The sequence below is a fragment of the Lancefieldella sp. Marseille-Q7238 genome, assembly GCF_949152215.1.
Taxonomy (GTDB): Bacteria; Actinomycetota; Coriobacteriia; order Coriobacteriales; family Atopobiaceae; genus Lancefieldella.
Map to the genome: position 1 here is coordinate 604,054 of NZ_OX424407.1, position 21,092 is coordinate 625,145.

12 protein-coding genes and 2 rRNA genes are annotated in these 21,092 nt (G+C 52.2%); 1 reads left to right on the top strand and 13 read right to left on the bottom strand.

Translation table 11 applies throughout. The features are described from left to right. Positions 1-16: 16 nt before the first annotated feature. Positions 17-1,324 (bottom strand): ABC transporter substrate-binding protein, encoded by a 1,308-nt coding sequence (locus QM016_RS02725; protein ID WP_282710099.1) that lies wholly within the window; start codon positions 1,322-1,324, stop codon positions 17-19. A 238-nt stretch (positions 1,325-1,562) separates the two neighbouring features. On the opposite strand from QM016_RS02725, the gene QM016_RS02730 reads away from it, so the two are divergent. After that, entirely contained in the window at positions 1,563-2,528 is a 966-nt protein-coding gene (locus QM016_RS02730; RefSeq protein WP_282710100.1) for a zinc dependent phospholipase C family protein, read from the top strand. A 25-nt stretch (positions 2,529-2,553) separates the two neighbouring features. Here the strand turns inward: QM016_RS02730 and QM016_RS02735 are convergent, their stop codons facing one another. The 12 genes from QM016_RS02735 to QM016_RS02790 all read right to left on the bottom strand — a co-directional run bounded on the left by QM016_RS02735 (position 2,554) and on the right by QM016_RS02790 (position 21,084). After that, entirely contained in the window at positions 2,554-2,922 is a 369-nt protein-coding gene (locus QM016_RS02735; protein WP_282710101.1) for an arsenate reductase family protein, read from the bottom strand. 24 nt (positions 2,923-2,946) lie between these two features. Next, positions 2,947-5,067, bottom strand: coding sequence for an NAD-dependent DNA ligase LigA (gene ligA / locus QM016_RS02740; protein ID WP_282710102.1), 2,121 nt, complete (start codon positions 5,065-5,067; stop codon positions 2,947-2,949). A gap of 14 nt (positions 5,068-5,081) precedes the next feature. Next, positions 5,082-8,138 carry a DUF4422 domain-containing protein gene (locus tag QM016_RS02745; RefSeq protein ID WP_282710103.1) on the bottom strand — a complete coding sequence of 1,019 codons (3,057 nt, stop codon included), beginning with the start codon at positions 8,136-8,138 and terminating at the stop codon, positions 5,082-5,084. A gap of 147 nt (positions 8,139-8,285) precedes the next feature. After that, positions 8,286-11,684 carry an FtsX-like permease family protein gene (locus QM016_RS02750; RefSeq protein WP_282710104.1) on the bottom strand — a complete coding sequence of 1,133 codons (3,399 nt, stop codon included), beginning with the start codon at positions 11,682-11,684 and terminating at the stop codon, positions 8,286-8,288. A gap of 1 nt (position 11,685) precedes the next feature. Beyond that, on the bottom strand, positions 11,686-12,387 hold the full coding sequence (locus tag QM016_RS02755) for an ABC transporter ATP-binding protein (RefSeq protein WP_282710105.1): 702 nt from the start codon (positions 12,385-12,387) through the stop codon (positions 11,686-11,688). Positions 12,388-12,434: 47 nt separating this feature from the next. Continuing rightward, positions 12,435-13,004, bottom strand: a complete 570-nt coding sequence (locus QM016_RS02760; protein ID WP_282710106.1) for a DJ-1 family glyoxalase III — start codon at positions 13,002-13,004, stop codon at positions 12,435-12,437. A gap of 169 nt (positions 13,005-13,173) precedes the next feature. Further along, complete coding sequence (locus tag QM016_RS02765) at positions 13,174-13,629, bottom strand: fructose PTS transporter subunit IIA (protein WP_016476650.1); 456 nt, start codon at positions 13,627-13,629, stop codon at positions 13,174-13,176. Between the two features lie 147 nt (positions 13,630-13,776). Further along, positions 13,777-14,661 carry a DegV family protein gene (locus QM016_RS02770; protein WP_016476649.1) on the bottom strand — a complete coding sequence of 295 codons (885 nt, stop codon included), beginning with the start codon at positions 14,659-14,661 and terminating at the stop codon, positions 13,777-13,779. Positions 14,662-14,736: 75 nt separating this feature from the next. Beyond that, on the bottom strand, positions 14,737-15,282 hold the full coding sequence (nrdG, locus tag QM016_RS02775; protein WP_282710107.1) for an anaerobic ribonucleoside-triphosphate reductase activating protein: 546 nt from the start codon (positions 15,280-15,282) through the stop codon (positions 14,737-14,739). An 84-nt stretch (positions 15,283-15,366) separates the two neighbouring features. Further along, on the bottom strand, positions 15,367-17,589 hold the full coding sequence (nrdD, locus tag QM016_RS02780) for an anaerobic ribonucleoside-triphosphate reductase (RefSeq protein ID WP_282710108.1): 2,223 nt from the start codon (positions 17,587-17,589) through the stop codon (positions 15,367-15,369). 332 nt (positions 17,590-17,921) lie between these two features. Further along, positions 17,922-18,037, bottom strand: a 5S ribosomal RNA gene (gene rrf / locus QM016_RS02785). A gap of 108 nt (positions 18,038-18,145) precedes the next feature. Further along, a 23S ribosomal RNA gene (locus QM016_RS02790) occupies positions 18,146-21,084 on the bottom strand. Positions 21,085-21,092 lie beyond the last annotated feature (8 nt).

The window sequence follows — 21,092 nt, forward strand, 5'->3', positions numbered from 1 at the left end:
CGCTTCAACGGTTTGCTTACGAGAGAAGCGCACTTCTCGCCAACGAGCCCGCCTGGGCAGGTGAAAGCGCATTGCCATTGGCATCAACGGGTTGAGGCGCCTCGCGCAGGGCAGTAACCGCACCGTTAAGGTGCACTCGATCCATGTACCACGGCGCCTTCACGCCAGAAATCGCCGGCATAGCAAACGAGTTTGTCGTTTCCATCTTGCTTGCAAAGTCAGCTGACAGGCAAAACTCAATCCATAAACGGGCAGCATTCATGTGCTTAGCCGCGGCCGATATCCCCACTCCATAGGTTGTAAAGCGAGTAGGGCTCAACGGCAGGAGCGGCACCACGTTGTCGAAATCATCTTTGCCAAGCGTGTAAAAGGCCTCACTCGCACGGCATATCGCAGCCAGCGAGCGGCAAAACCCCAGGTCAGTCATCATGGCATAGGTATCACCATATAGCTGAGGTGTATGAGAAGCGAGCTCTGTAAGAAAAGCAGTCCCCTGCTCCACCCCAAGATTTCCCATCATGACCGCAGCAAGACTATTGCCGCTGTGCGTTGTTCCATATTCAGGCACCGCTATCTGATCTCTGAGGTAGGAATCGAGAAAATCATTCCAGTCGCGCGGATGCGAGAGACCCATGGCCTCCAGACGCTCCAAGTTGATTGCAAGAACCAGAGGATCTGTTGCTACGCCATACCAAAGCTTCTTCTCGCTTGCAAACGTCGATTTCAAAAGATGTTCCGCATGTTGGGCATCATAGCTTGCTAGCAAGTTCTTCCCGCCAGCTTGATCCAACAGTTCGGAGTCGGCAAAAAACCAAACGTCAACGGGGTGCTTAGAAGGCGACGGATTTAACTCATTCGTATCATCGGAATTGGCCGCAAGATAGAGCTCCATCTTGTCGGATGGAACGATTTGATAATCAACGACAATTCCAAAGAGTCGCTCGAACGTTTTTGCCGCTTCCTGGATACGGTCAGGATCGTCGGTATAGACAGTCACCTTCTGCTCAAGATATGCCGCGGCGACAAGATCTGGATCGTAGCCCTCCGGAGTCTTTTGCGGAAGGCTCAAACTGGCGGGCGCTTCCGAAACTTTGAGCCCAAGCAAATCAAGCATCCCGCTTCCGCATCGCCGGATACCCATACAAAAATACACAAGACCTACACAGCCAAGGCCAAGCATGAACGTGCGGCGCACAACGGAGGAAGCGTCGGCATCATCGGACGAAGTATCGTCCGTATCTTGCGCATCAGTATCGGACATATGCGTCTTTTCCCTTATTTCAGTAATTTTCGCGCGAATGCCGGTGCGAAATCTGTCAAACACAACGCCTCCTCTCGAACGCAAGAGATTATATCAGCGCCGCGACTGTCCTGCTAGGAAAGCGACTACTCTGCGCGAGAACCATTGACCTGCTGCAAGAACACCGCTCTGCTGCGAAGCCACTAGCCTACCAGAGAAGCGTCACTCTGCACGAGAATACCTACTCTTGAAGAAAGCCAAATTGTATTTGACCGGCGTTTCGTGGGATACTGATACTTGTAAGAAATTTATAAGGAGCAAGATGCCTGCTTTACTTACACATTTTATTTTCGGGGCGCGTATAGCTGACGAAATGCCCTCTGACCTCCTCAAAACATCCGAAGAGCTGAATGCCTTTCTATTGGGCAATCAAGGTGCTGATCCTTTTCTAGCTCGTCACCTTACCTGGCCCAATCACGCCATCGCCTGCAACCGTCTCCACCGCCGTATGCATGCCAGTCATATCACTGACGTATTTCTCGCGGTCAGAGAAGGCGTAGCCTATCTGCCTGAAGCTGACCGAGCAGCCGGTGAGGCGTTTGCGCTGGGACTTTTGTGCCACTATGCGCTCGACAGAACTGTACATCCATTTGTATACGCTCAGCAGGATGCCCTTGTGGACGTCGACCCAAGCCTTGCTTGCTCCTACCATGAGCTTCACTCGATTATTGAGACCGATCTCGATTCATGGCTGCTCTGGCACCAAATGCGCACAACGGTCGAGGAATTCTATCCTGCATCTGCGCTGGAAGCGGACAGCAGTACGTGCCGCGTTGCGGGAGCCCTGTTCTCCCAGGTGGCACTTTCCGTCTTTGGACTCAACGTCGGAGCCGACGAATACGAAAAAGCTATCGCCGATTACGCACGCATCTATCATGCTATCGAGAAAACCGATCCAACGTACACTACCAAGCTGCCAGAGGTTCTGTATAAGACCGAAATGTTTGTGCGGCCATCCTCGAGCTCGTATGTCGCCGCTATGTGCCATCGAGTCATTCGTACGGACGATATCGCGGCGGCAAATCCTAAACGGCTTCCTTGGAAAGACCCGGCCACAGGCAAAAGCAGAACCGAAAGCTTCTCCGACCTCATGGACGAGGCCGCCGGGTTGTACCACAAGCTCGCCCACGCGTTCATTCACAACGACCGCATGAAGATGGAAGAGATAGTCGCTGGCATAAACTACTATGGAAAGCCGGTCACAGACTTACTTGACGAGCAGCACTAATTCTCAAAAATCAAGGCGAGAAGCTTTAGAGCAGATGCTCTTCCCATTCCGATTCCCGAAAACCTGTCAGCACAAAATCAGGTCCCACGACAAGCGGACGCTTCACCAGCATGCCGTCAGTGGCAAGAAGCTGGCAAGCAGCGGAGACAGTCATGCCAGCATCAAGCTGCTCTTTAACGTTCTTCTCGCGATATACCATGCCGCTGGTGTTAAAGAAACGCCTGATAGGAAGGTTACTGAGCGCATGCCACGACGCCAGCTCAGCTTCCGTGGGATGGTCTTCCTTGATGTCGCGCGACTCATAGGCAATATGATGCTCATCAAGCCACTTGAGAGCTTTTTTGCAGGTTGAACAACGAGGGTAGCAAAGCACGAGGATTGTATCTGAAGCCATGAATGTCTCCATTTCAAGAATCAATTACGCGACGGGCGGCTCGCCGGTCTCAAGAATGCGGTCAAGGTCCGCCTCACTCAGCACCGATACGCCAAGAGCTTCAGCCTTAGTAAGCTTTGAACCTGCAGCTGCGCCCGCAATGACAAAGCTCGTTTTCTTAGATACCGAGCTCGACACCTTTGCGCCCATTGCTTTGAGCAAGGAGCCCGCTTCGTCGCGCGTATGCCTTTCAAGGGCGCCTGTCAGCACAAACGTCAATCCTTCAAGCGTGCGCGGCTTGTCGGAAGAAACTGCCACTTCCTCCATAACAACTCCAGCAGCACGAAGACGCTCAAGCACTGCGATATTTTCAGGAATCGAGAAGAACTCTTTGATTGACTCGACAATTTTTGGACCAACACCATCGATTTGAGCCATTTCTTCTTCTGTCGCCAGCTGAAGCGCCTGGATAGAATGGAAGTTTTGAGCGAGAAGTGCCGCCATGTTGGCGCCCACATGCCGAATACCGATGCCAAAGAGGACGCGTCCCAGGCCGCGCTGCTTAGACTCCTGTACCTGCACCATGATTTTTTCGGCAATCGTCATGCCAACGGGAATGGAGTCTCCTGAAAGATGACCGTCGGTATCCGTCTCATACAAACGGCCCGTTGGAAGTTCCGCAATATCGCGAACGGTCAACGCATCGTAAAAATCAGCTACATCAGAGAGGATGCCGTTTTCTACCAGTCTGTTGACCAGCTCATCCCCAAGACCATCAATATCCATTGCCTTGCGGCTGCCCCAGTGGATCAGGCGTTCCACGGCTTGAGCGGGGCAGTCAATAGAAACGCAGCGATACGCGACTTCTCCCTCCTCTTTGATAACGGGGCTTCCGCAGCTCGGACAGGTTGCTGGCATCTCAAAGGGCTTGGAGTCGGCAGGTCGTTTCTCAAGCACAGGGCCTACGACCTCGGGAATAACATCGCCGGCCTTATGAACCGTAATAGTATCCCCTTCGCGAACATTTTTGCGGCGAATCTCATCGATGTTATGGAGCGTCGCGCGCGCAATAGTTGAGCCCGCTACAACCACAGGGTCGAATTCCGCCACCGGCGTTAGAACTCCAGTGCGACCAACCTGAATACGAATCTCGCGAAGCACTGTCTGCTTTTCTTCCGGCGGAAACTTAAAAGCGATTGCCCAACGTGGTGCCCGTGAGGTAAACCCAAGCGCTTCCTGACTGGCAAAGGAGTCGACCTTGACCACTACGCCGTCAATGTCATAGTCAAGCTTTGACCGCTCTTCAAGCGCGCGGGCGCAAAAATCATGAACCTCCTGCGCATTAAGACAGCGCTTCGCATGCGGATTTACGCTGAACCCGCAGTCGCGAAGCCATGCCAAAAACTCCCATTGGCTCGTCACAAACAAGGGATCCTCATCCGCGACGGCATAGATAAAAGTTTCCAAGTCCCGATGAGCGGTAACCTTCGGGTCTTTTTGTCGAAGTGAACCCGCCGCGGCATTACGCGGGTTGGCGAAGGGCTGCCTGCCTGCTGCATCGGCATCTTCATTCAAGCGTACAAACGAATGCTTGGGCATATATACCTCGCCGCGCACCTCAAGCGATTGATTCAGACCACCATTGCGCACATGCGCAAGTCCAGCAGCTGCCAAAGCGCGCGGAATATCCGATATGGTCAATGCGTTGGCGGTTACATTTTCGCCCGTAGTACCATCGCCGCGCGTCGCACCGCGAATCAGCTGACCGTCCCTATACGTCAGCGCGATGCCAAGTCCGTCTATCTTGAGCTCACAGGTATACGCTATGGGATGTGCCGATGAAGCTCCAAGCGCTTCATCGGTGCGTGCAAGCCACGCGTCAAGTTCTGCAAGATCCATCGCATCATCTATCGAATACATGCGAGCCGCATGAGTCACAGGCTCAAATTGCTCGGACACATAGCCCCCTACACGCTGCGTGTAGCTTTCAGGAGTTACCAACTCCGGATGAGCCGCTTCAATGCTCTGCAACTCAACAAGCAGACGGTCAAACTCCGCGTCGGTCAGTTCGGGATTATCAAGCGCATAGTATGCGTACGCCGCGTGATTCAGGATTCTGTTGAGTTCCGCCGCGCGAGCGCGGAAATTCTTTGCTTCCTCAACCATAGACGTCGCACTTCCTACTTGCGCCCGCGAAGCGTGCGTCCAAGAACTTTCAGCGCTTCTCGCCGCGCGCTACCATACGGGGCGATGGGGTCGATGATTTTGCGCAGAGGGCTTGCGTCCGAGAGGGCTCGCTCGTGGAAGACCTCAGTGATATCAGAGTCCTTCCGCGCGCCGGGCGTCATATCCTGAATGATAACTTCGTAATAGGGTGTCTCGCGCGCGTATTGCCAGAAATACTGCGCCATATCGCAGCTCGCATTTTGCCACGGCTTTATGGCACCGGCAAAATGCACTATCTGCGGATGAGCGCGGCCGGCAAGATAGTCAGCATACACGGCTTCGGGAGCCTGCGGATACAGCGTATCCGCACGGCCGAAGATGTTGTGCGTCACATTCCACTCTGCCGGTATATACGTCACGCGACCCTGGCATTCCTGATTCAGAATATCCTGATCGTTATAGATATAGATGGAATTGCTCGCAATCTGCAGCCATTCAACAATGCTGTGCAAACGGCGCAGTTCGCGCGTATTAAAGACCATGACGCCCGCTTGGAAATACCCATACGGATGATTCATATCAAGTACCTCAAGGCTGTATTTCATGCGGTCACCGCCGCGCACATTCAGATTTGCGAGGTAATCAATATCGTGTGTGGCCGCAACGAGATTATCGCCCAAATCGATATCAAAGAGCTTTGCCACGTCTCCATTAACCACCAGGTCAGAATCAAGATAGACCACCTTGTCATAGGCGGACAGGATATCCTGCGCAAGGAAACGGAAGTACGTTTCAACGCTAATGTGCGCGTTATTGGTATCAAGCTTGTAATCTTTGACCATGCGCCATACGTTGAAGAAGGTTATGCGTGCATTTGCATAGCGCGAGAAGTACTTCTGAAGTACGGCCTGCTTATTTCCTCCGATATTGGTGTGCAGAATAACCACATCGTAAAAGCGTGTTGAATCCGCGTTTTTGAGCATCGAATCAATGGCGACACTCAAAATGGGAGCGTAGTTATTATCCGCCGCAAACACCACGGGTACGACTTGTTCAAGCGATACGTCAAGACGCTCCGCGAAAAGTGGCCTGAAGGCCTGCTTCTTCTCGGGGTTGGTAAAGTGAACGCACTGAAGCTCCTTGACCTTCCAGTCTTTGCCCTCGGTACGCAGCATATGAATGCGCCATATATTAAAGAGACGCTCGGTCAGATGACCCGGAGTGCGCAGCGCTTCTCGGCTGTAGTGCGTCATGTCCGTACGGACGCACCACTCGTCTACCAAGGGAAAGACCCATGCGGCATACGCATCGAAAATCGGTTTGCGCATAATGTACATGTTGCAGAAACACTGTTTGTGACCGTTAAGGAACGTATGGACATCCTCAGCGAAATCGGGGTGCATCTCGACCACAAGGGCCATCATCGTATCGATATCGCGCGGATTGAGCAGTGGCGCCGCATGGTACTGCTCAAGCGGCGTTTCTGCGCTGCCCGGAAATTTGCGGATGTCCTTTACGCCGGTGGTGATAAGGTCATAACCTTCGATGCAGGTACGAATAGTCTCGTCGTCAAAGCCATACGCGCGCGCTGTTTGACTATCAATAAACGTGTCCATCACTTCACCGAAGGGATTTTCTTTGTAGATGGTATCGGTAAAGTTAAAGTAACGGCGATAGTGCACAAAACCCACGTACTCGGCATCGGTAATGTTCTTCCACGCCCAATACTGCGTGGTCATTTCACAGTACATGGGATTCTTCTCAGTGATGTTGTCTCCGATATCATCATGCAGCATCCAATTGAAACGCGTATGACCTTGCTGCTGCCCAGGCCCCACCTGTATAGGCTGAAGAGACAAAGCGTGAGACACGTCCACATCCTTATGAGACGTCACTAAAATGCGGATGGGCTGTTTGGCGTACTGCTCTTCAAGGTCTTTCCGCTCAAGATACCTCATGTGTTCATCGGCAACGTCTTTCATGCGTACCGCCCGGGTAACCTCTTGCCCGTCTGCCGCACCCATCGTTGCCGCGAACTTTTCGGCATAGGCATACAACCGATGTGCATCGGAGTCCTTTGGCAGCGGTTTCTCAGAAGCAATGGCGCTATAGGCAATGTCGCGCACAAAACGATACAGCTCGCGCGCTACCACGGCATCATTGAAAGCATCGGCAAACGCGGTGAGCGCCTCCTCCTGTTCTGACGGATCAACGCGTATCAGCCAGTCATTTGCGAGAAGCTCCAGGAGCTTGTGGACCATCCCGCGGCAAGAATCCTGCATTTCATCGCCGTCAGCGCACGTTGCTATAAAATCGCGTGTGCTTTTAATACATTCGGCAAACTGGCGGCAAAACATTCCGAATCTCTCTGCCGAAATCCGCGATGTTCCCGTAACGCCAATACCATAGTGATAGCAATATCCCCGGCAGGATTCAAAACCGTCGGCCGTCTGAGAGAGCGCCGCGAGGACAAACACTTCATACGAATCCTCAGCCCGCTCAAGCCGGGCGTCCGTCATGCGTTCAAAGGCTGTTTTAAACAGCGACGCGCGGTACAGACGCTGTGTTGCGCGCCAATCAACAAGCTGGCCGCTTGACTCGTCAAAAATGACCCGGAGGATATCCGCCTCATTCAACAGGCCGGTCTGACGGTTGATGTATGCGGCAAAACCATCGGCTTCCGCTTGCGTCACACCGTTTTCCGGAATGACGGTAATGCCCACATGCAGCATATCAACGGGACGCTCGTCCATACGGCCGACCACCTGCTTGAGAAAGTCAGGAGCAAGCTCATCGTCGCCATCAAGACAGAAGGCGTATTCGCCGGATACAAGCGCCGCAGCGGTCCGGCGGGCAAGATGGAGACCTCGGTTGCGCTCATGGCGTACCACACGAAAGCGATTGTCGTCTCCAATTGCTTCGATAAGCGCGGCGTTGGTTCCGTCGGTCGAGGCATCGTCAACAACGATGGCTTCAAAATCAGTAAATGTCTGATCCTTTACGCTTTGGATACAGCGATGTATATAGGGTTCAATGTTATAGGCGGGAATAACGAGTGAAACCTTAGGCATACAATGCTCCTTACTATCAGACATCAAACGACACGTAGACTACAGCTATAAACGTAGTTAATTTTACCTAATTTGTAAGCCGCACTCATGCTCACGCGACAACTCATACTCACGTGGTAAAGAGAATCGGCCTTGTTGTTGCGAGCGTTAGTCAACGCTCTTCAAGCTCTCTACCATATCGATCTTCGCCAGTTTGCGGCGCATTGCCACATATACGAGCAGCGAGAAGAGCAGGGTAAGTCCAAACGCGTACACAAAGCTCAGCGGATGAATGACACGGCCAAACATCACGGTATCGACCTCCGCTGTCTGCACGACAAAACCTTCAAGCACACTGCCCAGCACAAGCCCGAGTCCCGAGCCGCCGAGCGTCAGCAGAAAGACCTCCCGAAACACATACGCGTCAACTTCCCTGCGCGTAAAACCGAGCACTTTCAAGCTGGCAATCTCTCGGATACGCTCTTCGATATTTATGTTGGTGAGGTTGTACAACACAATAAAGGCGAGAAGCGCCGCCGATATAATCAAAATTGCAACTACCTGCCCCACTACTGCGAGCGACTCCCGGTACACTTTAATGGTAGCGTTGATATCGCTTGCTGTAGCCACCCGAGAGTCTTTTGAAAGCTCATCGCCGAGGTGCTGACGGATTGTTTCATCGTTCGGAGCGGAAAAGAGCAGCGCGTAAGAAATGTTTTCTCGAGACCCAAGCGACTGTTCGGCGTCGACCCCCAGATACATATAATGCCAGGCGTAATTCTCGGTAATTCCTGTCACAGTAAGCGGTCTGCCGGCATCTGCGACGTTGCCGATGCGATCCTGCTCATACACAGTAATCGTGTCTCCAACCTGTACGTTCAGCTTCTTTGCGATTTTTTCGGAAAGCACCACGGAATCGCCAGTAAACTCAAGAGGTTGTTGGGATGTTCGCTCTCTCAGCGTCACGACTTGCTCAAAGCGCTTTGCATCAAGAGGGGACATCGCTGACACTGAAACGGCTTTGTCCTTTGGTACGGAAGCGGAAGAAAGCAACACGTTCTCACGGCGGACAACGGCAACATCATCGGACACCACTTTATCGGCTGCCGTCCGCGTAACCGCTACGATACTTTTTTGGACCGCTTCGATATCATCAAGCGTAGCCTCCTGTTTCATCCCTACTATGTAGTCATACTGAAAGATGCCAGGCCATTGGGCATTGATAACGTCGTTGATGGAATCCTGCACGCCAAAAGCCACCAACACAAGCGCCGTACAGCCGGCAATACCGATGAGCGTCATACATAAGCGCCGCTTAAAGCGGAAAAGGTTTCGTACCGACACTTTCCACGAGAAAGACAGCCGCTTCCAAATCGGCGTCATACGCTCAAGCAAGACGCGCGATCCTGCTTTCGGAGCCTTAGGAAGCATAAGCGCCGAGGGCTCCTCACGAAGTGTCGAAAGCACGGCAAACACCGTCGCAAGAAGCGTAACACCTACCCCAAGGCCGCCGGAGAGAAGTGCTATGGGAAGGCTCACCGGCAGCGCGGCTGTTGCGTGGGGAATAGTGTAGATCGAGGCATAAGCGGAAATGATAATACCCGGAAGGATTTGAGAGAGAAGCGCGATACCGAGCACCGCCCCTATACTGGAAGCGCTTGCCGCATACAGGACATATTTTGCGGCAATCGCGCCCTTTGAGTAACCGAGCGCCTTATGCATACCAATGACGGTGCGCTCCTCTGAAACCATACGGGTCATTGTAGTCAACGCGATAAGGGCCGCTACCAGAAAGAACATCAGAGGAAATACGTTGGCGATATCATCGATTCTATGTGAGTCATCGTCGTAGGCTACATTTCCTCTGTCTTTAGTTCGGTTAAGCACATACATATCAGGTGCCTCAAGCTCATCAACCTTTTTTTGAGCCTCATCAATCTGCGCTTTCGCATCGGACAGCTGAGCTTCGGCTTCCGCCTTTGCTTCCTCATACCTTCTCTGTCCTTCGCTGTGCTGCTGGCGAGCACTGTCGAGCTTTGCACGGCCCTCTGTCAGCTCCTGAACTGCCGCATCGAGTTTTTCTTGAGCGGAGGCAAACTGAGTATTTGAATCGCATACGGCTGCCTGATATGCTTTCTCACCCGCGCTGAGCTTTTGTTGAGCATCATTGAGATTTGCGGTTTGAGCATCAAGCGCTTCGCGAGCGGCGACAAGCTCAGTCTGCTTTTGTTTGAGTTCAGCATCAGCCGCTTGAAGTCTTGCCTGCGCCGCAAGTAACGCGTCGATGTCATCAGTCGGATATCCCACAGCTTCAAGCTGAGCTTTCGCTTCTTCAAGTGTCGACGCCGTAATGCCTTGAGATGAAAGGACAGCAAGTGCCTGTGCGCGGGCGTTGTCAAAGGCGGCAAAGCTTTCTTCATAGTCAGCCTGTCCTTGCGCAAGCTGCGCTGCGCCTGCAACATACTGTTCTTCTCCTGCGGCGAGAAGGGCTCTTCCCTCTGAGATTTTCTGTGCCGATGCGTCAAGTTCTTCTCGCGCAGCTGCAAGCTGTCTTTGAACTCTTACCTTTTCCGCTTCCAAGCGAGAAGTTCCCGTCTCGGCCTCTCTCTTTCCTGCAGAAAGCTTGGACTCACTTGCTTCTATCTGTGCCTGCGCATCGTCAAGTTGCGAGCGCGCGTCACCAAGTTTGCGGTCGGCTTCAAGACGAGACTCATCATATGCCGCACGCGCCTCATCAACACTGCGTTGCGCTTCTTTGCGCACGTCTTCAACACGCGCACGCGCAAGAGAAGGAAGCTCATCCTCAATACGGTTTTCAACGGAAGCAATAGCGCTCTTATAGGCATCAGAACCAGAAACGGACGCACGGGCTTCTTTTACTTGAAGGTATACGTCGGTGTACGGATCATTCTCTTCAAAGGCAGCCGCTGGCACATAGGCAAACTCTTCCACTACTCCGTTTCCGAGCGAGGTTGATCCGAAGTTATTGCTGGATGGAAAGGTTGGCGCGTTGACATAGCCAACAACCGTATACGCGCCTCCCTTAAGATGCACTCCACCAGAACTTTCGGGAATGTCGATGGTTGAGCCGAGAGGAACATCGTTGTGTTTCTTAGGGTCAGACGAAATCACCACTTCATTGGCTGTCACAGGCCAACGACCTTCCGTCAGAACCGGCTGATTGAAAGGGCGCTCTTGTGCGGCGTCTGAATTTTCAGATGCCGCGGCTCCGTCTGCGGGAAGTTCTATAACGCGGGTAACCATCCGAGTTGAGTGTATGGTAGCCATAACGTCAGCCGAACGAGACGGAAGAGCTGCCTCAACGCCTTCGATTGCAGCGAGGCGATTGATGTCTGCACGTTCAAACCCCAGCGTAGAGACCACGCGAATATCATAGAGCCCTTGGGTATCGTAAAATTCATCGGCAGCCAGGCGCATATCGCGCCCCGTCATCTGAAGCCCCGAAAAGAACCCGCAGCCTAGAGCTACGATGCCCATGATGGCAACGAAGCGGCCGAGTGAGCCTTTAATGGCTCGCAAGGTCTCCTGTATCAAAGCGCGCGACATGCTACCACTCAACTGTCATCGCGTCAGCAGGATGCTTGTTTATTTCAATCTTTGATGCCTTCCCTTCATGCACATGAATAACCCTGTCGGCAATCTGAGTAAACGCAAGGTTATGGGTAACAATGGCCACCGTTTCATGCTGTTCTTTACAGGTGTTCTGCAAAAGCTTCAGAATTTGCTTCCCGGTCTTGTAATCAAGAGCTCCTGTAGGCTCGTCACATAAGAGCAGACGGGGATTTTTCGCCAGAGCTCGAGCAATAGAAACGCGCTGCTGCTGACCGCCGGAAAGCTGCGAGGGAAAACTGTCTTTTCTCTCCGCTAAACCTACAGCCTCAAGGGCGTCCAGCGGGTTCATGGGATTTTCGCAAATCTGCGTTGCCAGCTCAACATTTTCCAGCGCAGTTAAATTCTGCACCAAATTATAGAACTGGAATACAAAACCGATATCGTAGCGGCGGTACAGTGTTCTCTCGCGCTCGGAGAGGCTCCCTACGTCTTTTCCATCAAGCGTAATAGTGCCCGACGTACAGGTGTCCATGCCTCCAAGCATATTCAAGACCGTTGTCTTACCTGCTCCTGAAGGACCGACAATGACGCAAAGCTCCCCTTTTTCAATTTCAAAGTTCATCCCGTCTACCGCGTGCACCTCAACAGCACCCATGCGATAGATTTTGCGGACATCTTTGAATTCAACAAACGGCATGCCGTCTCCTACAGATTGTTACCCTGCACCTACTTAATTGTATAGCTTTACAGTACCACGCTCTCACGCACGCGCCGAACGACTTCGTCGCCCAGAAAATAACGAACAATCTCAAGAGCGAACAGCATAGCGGTTCCCGCTCCCTGACTGGTGATGAAAGAACCATCAACTACCACAGGATCGTGAGCAAGTACGGCTCCCTTCTCGCTCAGTACGTGCTGAAAATCGGGATTAGCCGTAGCGCGTACACCTTCAAGAAGTCCCTGCTCCGCATAGATAGAAGGTGCAGCGCAGATGGCAGCCAAAGCCTTTCCTTGTGCCGCATATACACCGATTGCCCGCATAAGAGACTCTGACGCAGCAAGATTGGGCGTACCGGGAATACCACCAGGCAGCACCAGCATGGCATAGTCATCAAAGTCTATATCTGAGATGCGTTTATTGCAGAGAAACGTTACCTCATGTGAGGAAGTCACTTGATAGGTATCTGAAATGGATACCTTGTCACAGGGAATGCCCGCGCGAAAAAGAAGGTCCACAACGGTAAGCCCTTCAATCTCTTCGCATCCATCCGCAAAGAATACCGCAACGCGCTGATCAGTCTGTTTTTTAAACATTACCGCCCTCGTTTCTGCTACCCGCTGTTTCTAACGCCCTCGTTTCTGGCGTTTTCTCTGCACATACATATGCTGTTGCTCTAAGAATAACCAGTCACAGCTTACCTCGGTAAAAGTAATGGCCTTGACAAACTGCCGAGGCCATTACAGAACGCTGCAGAAGGCAAAACTATGCTTCGATGCCCGCGTTGATAGCGTCAGCAATCTTCTGCTTGTCGTCGGTGCCGTGAACAAGCGCCTTAAACTCGTCCTTCATCAAGAGCACCGCAGTTTTGGAAAGAAGTTGAATATGAGTAGTGCCAGCCTCGCCATCAGGGACGAGCAGAGCAATCGCGACATCAACGGGCTTTTCGTCAAAGCTTGGCCAGTCAAGGGTCGTGTCATTTTTAAAGACGATGACACCAGCGTTTACAATGGATGCGTCCTTAGCATGGGGAACAGCAAAGCCGTCGGTCATACCAGTTTCACCCATGCCTTCGCGGGCCATAAACGCCTCGTATGTTGCATCAGCGTTGTTGGAGATGCCCTTGGCCTGTGCCTGCTCGGAAATGAAACGCAGGACTTCTTCGCGACTCGTCGCGTGCTCGTTGACAAAAACGTCATCGGCCTTTACAAAATCACCCATATGAAATCCCCTTCATACCGCGCGGACACCAATCCGCGCATAATCCTGAACACGTTCTATAATACCCGCAAACGACACTTAGTGCAGAACAATCAAAATCCCTCTTGAAGACAGCGCATCTGAAGCTGTCTGCCGCTGCTGCAGGACTCAAGCGCGGCCCTTTGCTCCCCACCAAAAGGTTGCGACCGTTCCGGGGCCCGTATGAACGCCGATAGTCGCGCCAATATCGAAAATATCAACCGTTTTCACCTGCGGGAAATTCGTGCGAACCTTATCGGCGACCGACTCCGCGTCTTTCAGGCATTCGGAGTTGGAGATAAATACCTTGTCAGCGTAATCTGAGCCACCTTCACAGGAATTGCGCATGATATCAATGATGCGGCGCTCAGCCTTCTTTCTTCCACGCGCCTTCTCTTTTACCGCTAGCGATCCATCGGGCTCAACGTCCATCACAGGGCAAATGTTCAGCATGCCTCCGAGCAGACCGGCCGCCTTGGAAATACGCCCGCCGCGAATAAAAAACGTGAGGTCTGTCGAAAAGAACCACGCGTAGACACGGTCGCGATTCTCCAGCGCCCATGCCTCAAGCTCATCTATGGTCAGACCTTCGTCACGCTTATCGGCAGCTTTATCAACGAGCAGACCATAGCCCGCGGAAGCCTGCAGCGAATCAACCACGACAACCTTCCTGTTTGGAAACTCCCCTTTCAGCTCTTCTCTGGCGGCAACGGCGGACTCATAGGAGCCGGAAATTCCCGAGGAGAGCGTCAGGTGAAATACATCCTGTCCAGCCTCAAGAAACGGTTTCCAAAAAGTCATATACTGTCCGACACTCACCTGCGATGTACGGCACGGCTGTCCTTCAAGCATCTTACGATACAGCTCAGAGGGAGTATTAGTGCGGCCAAAGTCATCCCGACACTGGACTCCGTTGAGTTCGTAGTTGAAATAGACATACTTGATATCACGAGATTGAAGAAGTTCCTCAGAAACATCAGCGGTTGAACAGCAGCAAAGCGCGTAGTCAGCCATTAGTCCTCCTAGAATACAGGGATAGTGCTCATACTCCCGAATAATTGTACGACCTCCGGCTGCATTTGAAAACTTCTACTGCATACCGCGCTCAGAGAAAAGCGGTTCATCCTCCCACAAAACGACCTCTCCCGCTTCCAGTGTCGAAGGTACGTCAATAAGACGCTGATTTGACGAGCCTCTGAACCGCAGGGTAATGTCGTAGAGTTCCTGCACCCATGGTCCATCGACAAGAACATCAAGGCATCTCAAAATACGATCGGTAGGAGCAAGATGCCACTCACCTTGTGTAAGCTCTTCCCACGTATGGCCGGAATACAGCCAAATGGTCTTAGTGGGATACGTCTCCTTAACGCGCTCAAGAAAGCCGACAAGAACCTCCTGGTTTTCAGGCTCCATAGGCTCTCCTCCAAGCACCGAAAGTCCATCGACATAGGAGGGCGCCAAAGAATCGATAATCGTCTGTTCAACTTCAGGAGTAAACGCCTTTCCGCTCTTGAAGTCCCATGCCTCAAAGTTAAAACAGCCTTTGCAGCGCAGGCGGCACCCTGAGACAAAAAGCGTCGTACGGATGCCTACCCCGTTGGCGATATCGGAGTATTTGATATTTGAGTAGTTCATAGCAATGCTTCCATATATCATCTTTTGAAGAAAAGCGAGCAGAGCCGCGTACGCCGCCCTGCTCGCCAGAAACTCCAAAAAAGTCTACAGATGGAGGACGCGGTCCTTGATCTCCTGCGTACGGCCCTGATTCCAGAATTGAGTGCCGATATAGCCACAGGTACGGCGCGCAACATTCATCTTGTTCTGATCGCGGTTGCCGCAATGCGGGCACTCCCACACCAGCTTGCCATCATCCTCAACAATCTGTATCTCACCGTCATACCCGCAGACCTGGCAGTAATCAGACTTGGTATTGAGCTCGGCATACATGATGTGGTCATAGATGAACTGCATAACACGGATGACGGCTTCAAGGTTATCCTGCATGTTGGGAACCTCGACGTAGGAAATGGCTCCACCCGGAGACAGACGCTGGAATTCGGATTCAAATTGCAGCTTCTGGAAGGCGTCAATCTCTTCCGCGACATGAACATGATAGCTATTGGTGATATAGCCCTTGTCCGTAATGCCAGGAATGACGCCAAAGCGGCGCTGAAGAGCCTTGGCGAACTTATAGGTCGTAGACTCAAGCGGCGTACCGTAGATGGAGTAGTCGATGTCCTCGGCGGCTTTCCACTCGGCGCACTTGTCATTCATGTGCTGCATGACCTGAAGCGCGAACGGCGTAGCTTCCTTATCCGTATGGCTGTAGCCAGTCATAGCTTTAACGCACTCATACAGACCAGCATAGCCCAGGGAAATCGTGGAGTAACCACCATACAGCAGAGAGTCGATCTTCTCGCCTTTATTAAGGCGAGCAAGAGCGCCATACTGCCACAGAATCGGAGCGGCGTCGGAAAGCGTTCCTTTCAGGCGCTCATGGCGGCAGCGAAGCGCACGGTGGCACAGCTCGAGACGCTCATCGAAAATCTCCCAGAACTTATCTATGTCACGACCGGAAGAAAGCGCGACATCAGGCAGATTGATGGTCACGACACCCTGATTGAAGCGGCCGTAGTACTTTGGCTTGCCGGGTTCGTAGTTTTTAGCGCGGGCTACGTTGTTATAGCCGTTACCGGAACGATCGGGCGTCAGGAAGGAACGACATCCCATACAGGTATAACAATCGCCCTCGCCTTCCTTCTCGCCAGCTGAAAGCTTGTACTCTTTCATCTTCTTTTCCGAGATATAGTCGGGCACAAGACGACGAGCTGTGCATTTTGCAGCCATCTTAGTGAGATAGAAGAACTCTGAATCCTCATGGATATTGTCCTCTTCAAGCACATAAATGAGCTTAGGGAACGCGGGAGTGATCCAGACACCCTCTTCGTTCTTAACGCCTTCATAGCGCTGACGCAAGGTCTCTTCAATAACAAGCGCGAGGTCCCGTTTCTCTTGCTCGTTTTTCGCCTCGTTGAGATACATAAAGACGGTAATGAAAGGAGCCTGGCCATTGGTGGTCATCAACGTAACAACCTGATATTGAATGGTCTGGACGCCGCGGCGAATTTCGTCGCGAAGACGACCCTCAACCATATCACTCAACTGACCGGCATTCAACTCTATGCCGATAGAGTTCATTTCTTCGAGAACCGTCTTGCGGATCTTTTTGCGGGAAACATCCACAAAAGAGGCAAGATGCGCGAGCGAGATGGACTGACCACCATACTGGCATGAGGCAACTTGCGCGATAATCTGCGTTGCGATGTTGCATGCCGTAGAAAACGTATGCGGGCGTTCAATGAGCGTACCCGAAATGACAGTGCCATTTTGCAGCATATCCTCCAAGTTGATGAGATCACAGTTGTGCATATGCTGTGCGAAGTAGTCAGAGTCATGGAAGTGAATAAGGCCTTCGTTGTGAGCGGCTACGATATCTTCAGGAAGCAGTTCGCGCTGGACAAGATCTTTGGACACCTCACCGGCCATATAGTCACGCTGCACAGAGACGACCGTAGGATTCTTATTGGAATTCTCCTGTTTGACCTCCTCGTTGTTACATTCAATCAGCGAGAGGATCTTGTCGTCTGTAGTATTCTTCTGACGCTTCTGGTTTTGTACATACCGATAAATGATGTATTTGCGAGCCACTTCAAAATGATCAAGCGCCATCAGCTGATCCTCGACAAGGTCCTGGACCTCCTCAACGGTAACGGTATGCCCCGCCTCCATGCATTCGTCGGTCACATTGAGCGCCGCAAAGCGGATTTCACGTTTTGTGAGACGCTCGTCCTCGCTCACCTCCGCGTTTGCCTTGGCAATAGCGTTTTCAATCTTGTCGACGTCAAAGGTTACCTCTGAGCCGTTACGTTTGATGATTTTCATGGACTATCTCCTTGACAAGCCCCTTGAGAGTCTCGCTCCCAAACCCATTTGAAGCCGTAAAGCGTAGGCAGGGCTTTTAGTGTCATAGTATTGCAGCCTTGCGCGCGCTTTTGCGTGCCATCTACTATGCCACAATATATAGTATTTTTGCTCGAGAATGTCGTCAATATATTGTGAATTTTTAAAATTCCACAAACGAGGACTTGCGTCTGAGCGACAGATGCTATCTATGCAGGTAGCGCACAAAAGTCTTTAATGAAAGGGCCTTCATATACCCAAAGCCTCCACATACGCGCACGCAAAAGTCCCTCTCTATGCAAATGCCCCTTGTTGGTCAGCGACGTCCTGCTCTCCCACGGACTTCCTCCGCAGTACCATCGGCGCTCGGGAGCTTAACTTCTGGGTTCGGAATGGGACCAGGTGTGCCTTCCCTGCCATAATCGCTGACCAACAAGGGGTATTCGACTTTCAAGCGAGGCTTTCGCTCACGTACCCTGAGGGCCGCACAGTGTGATTGTTCGATCGAAGAAGGATCGCTTTGGATAGAAGTATGTTTGAAAAGAAGAGCTCGACCGATTAGTATTGCTCGACTAAATGCGTTGCCGCACGTACATCTGCAACCTATCAACCTCGTAGTCTACAAGGGGTCTTACCGAAAGGAAAACTCATCTTGGGATGGGCTTCCCGCTTAGATGCTTTCAGCGGTTATCCCAACCGGACTCAGCTACCGGGCTCTGCCATTGGTTGACAACCCGTACACCGGAGGTCCGTCCACCCCGGTCCTCTCGTACTAGGGGCAGCCTCCCTCAATTTTCCTACGCCCACAGAGGATAGGGACCGAACTGTCTCACGACGTTCTGAACCCAGCTCGCGTACCGCTTTAAATGGCGAACAGCCATACCCTTGGGACCTGCTCCAGCCCCAGGATGCGATGAGCCGACATCGAGGTGCCAAACCTTCCCGTCGATGTGGACTCTTGGGGAAGATCAGCCTGTTATCCCCGGAGTACCTTTTATCCGTTGAGCGACGGCCATACCACTCTGAGCCGCCGGATCACTAGAACCTGGTTTCCCATCTGCTCGGCTTGTAGGCCTCGCAGTCAAGCCTGCTTATGCTCTTGCACTCAAAAGAATGGTTGCCGACCATTCTGAGCAGACCTTACGTGCGCCTCCGTTACATTTTAGGAGGCGACCGCCCCAGTCAAACTACCCACCTGACACGGTCCCCACGCCGGATAACGGTCGCAGGTTAGGATGCCGAAACGTCGAGGGTGGTATTCCAAGGGTGACTCCCCAGAAACTGGCGTCCCTGGTTCAAAGTCTCCCACCTATCCTCTACACGACGAACCGGCAGCCAATGTCAAGCTGCAGTAAAGGTTCACGGGGTCTCTCCGTCCTTCTGCGGGTAAGTCGCATCTTCACGACTAGTGCAATTTCACCGGGTCTATGGTTGAGACAGCGTCCAAATCGTTACGCCTTTCGTGCAGGTCGGAACTTACCCGACAAGGAATTTCGCTACCTTAGGACCGTTATAGTTACGGCCGCCGTTTACTGGGGCTTAGATTCGCTGCTTCGCATACGCTAACAACTCCTCGTGACCTTCCAGCACCGGGCAGGCGTCAGACCCTATACGTCGTCTTACGACTTCAGCAGAGTCCTGTGTTTTTGATAAACAGTCGCTTGGACCTATTTACTGTGACCGGCCGAGGCTCAAAGAGCGTGTCTTATCACCCAAACCGGCACCCCTTCTCCCGAAGTTACGGGGCAATTTTGCCGAGTTCCTTAACCATAGTTCTCCCGATCGCCTTGGTATGCTCTACCCACCTACCTGTGTCGGTTTTGGTACGGGCTCCAACAGACTCCCTAGAGGTTTTTCTTGGAAGTATGGGCTCACTCACTTCACTCAATTGCTTCGTCCAACACCTCAGCTCACGAGAAGCGCATTTTACAACTTCTCAACCTACGTGTCATCACGGGGACGTCCAGAACCCCGCCGAGCTACCCTTCTTCGTCACCCCATCGGTATAGCGCCTATATGGAGGGACAGGAATATCTACCTGTTGTGCATCGACTACGCCTTCCGGCCTCGCCTTAGCTCCCGCCTAACCCTGGGAGGATTAGCCTTGCCCAGGAACCCTTAGGTGTACGGCGGACGAGTTTTTTACTCGTCTTTCGTTACTCATGCCAGCATTCTCACTTCTTATAAGTCCACTGTGGGTTATCCCACGGCTTCAACCCATATAAGAAAGCTCCCCTACCACTCACACATACGTGCAAGTCCGCCGCTTCGGTACAATGCTTAGCCCCGTATATTGTCGGCGCATGTCCACTCGACCAGTGAGCTATTACGCACTCTTTAAATGAATGGCTGCTTCTAAGCCAACATCCTGGTTGTCTGAGCAAACGCACATCCTTTGCCACTTAGCATTGATTTTGGGACCTTAGCGGGCGGTCTGGGCTGTTTCCCTTTCGAATACACAGCTTAGCCCACATATTCTGACTCCCGGATTTAGACCCTATGGTATTCGGAGTTTGATTAATCTTGGTAGGCGGTGAAGCCCCCGCAACTATTCAGTGCTCTACCCCCACGGGTAAACATCCGAGGCTAGCCCTAAAGCTATTTCGGGGAGAACGAGATATCTCCAGGTTTGATAGGCCTTTCACTCCTATCCACAAGTCATCCCCTCAGTTTTCAACCTAAGTGGGTTCGGCCCTCCACGGGGTCTTACCCCCGCTTCAGCCTGCTCATGGATAGCTCACCTGGCTTCGCGTCTACGACATGCGACTCACGCGCCCTATTCAGACTCGCTTTCGCTGCGGCTCGCTTTCTAGCTTAACCTTGCCACATATCGTAACTCGCTGGCTCATTCTACAAAAGGCACGCCGTCACAGACAAAAGTCTGCTCCGACTGCTTGTAGGCAAACGGTTTCAGGTACTATTTCACTCCCCTCATCGGGGTACTTTTCACCTTTCCCTCACGGTACTGGTTCACTATCGGTCACAAGAGAGTATTTAGGATTGGAGGGTGGACCCCCCAGATTCCCACCGGGTTTCACGTGTCCGGCAGTACTCAGGTGCCACACGAGAAGACATCGCAGATTCGCGTACGGGGCTTTAACCCTCTTCGGCCGGCCTTTCCATGCCGTTTTGCTTCCACGATGTTTTGTAACTTCTGTAGTGTGTGGTCCTACAACCCCGAAAGCGCTTGCGCAACTTCCGGTTTGTCCTATATCCCCGTTCGCTCGCCACTACTTGGGGAATCTCGTTTGATTTCTCTTCCTCGGGGTACTGAGATGTTTCAGTTCCCCCGGTTACCTCCTCTTCGCCTATATATTCAGCGAGAAGTACTAGACGATTAAATCTAGTGGGTTTACCCATTCGGACATCCACGGGTCACAGGTTATGTGCACCTTACCGTGGCTTATCGCAGCTTATCACGTCCTTCATCGGCTTCTTGTGCCAAGGCATCCACCGTTTGCCCTTACCATCTTCTTTTTAATGGT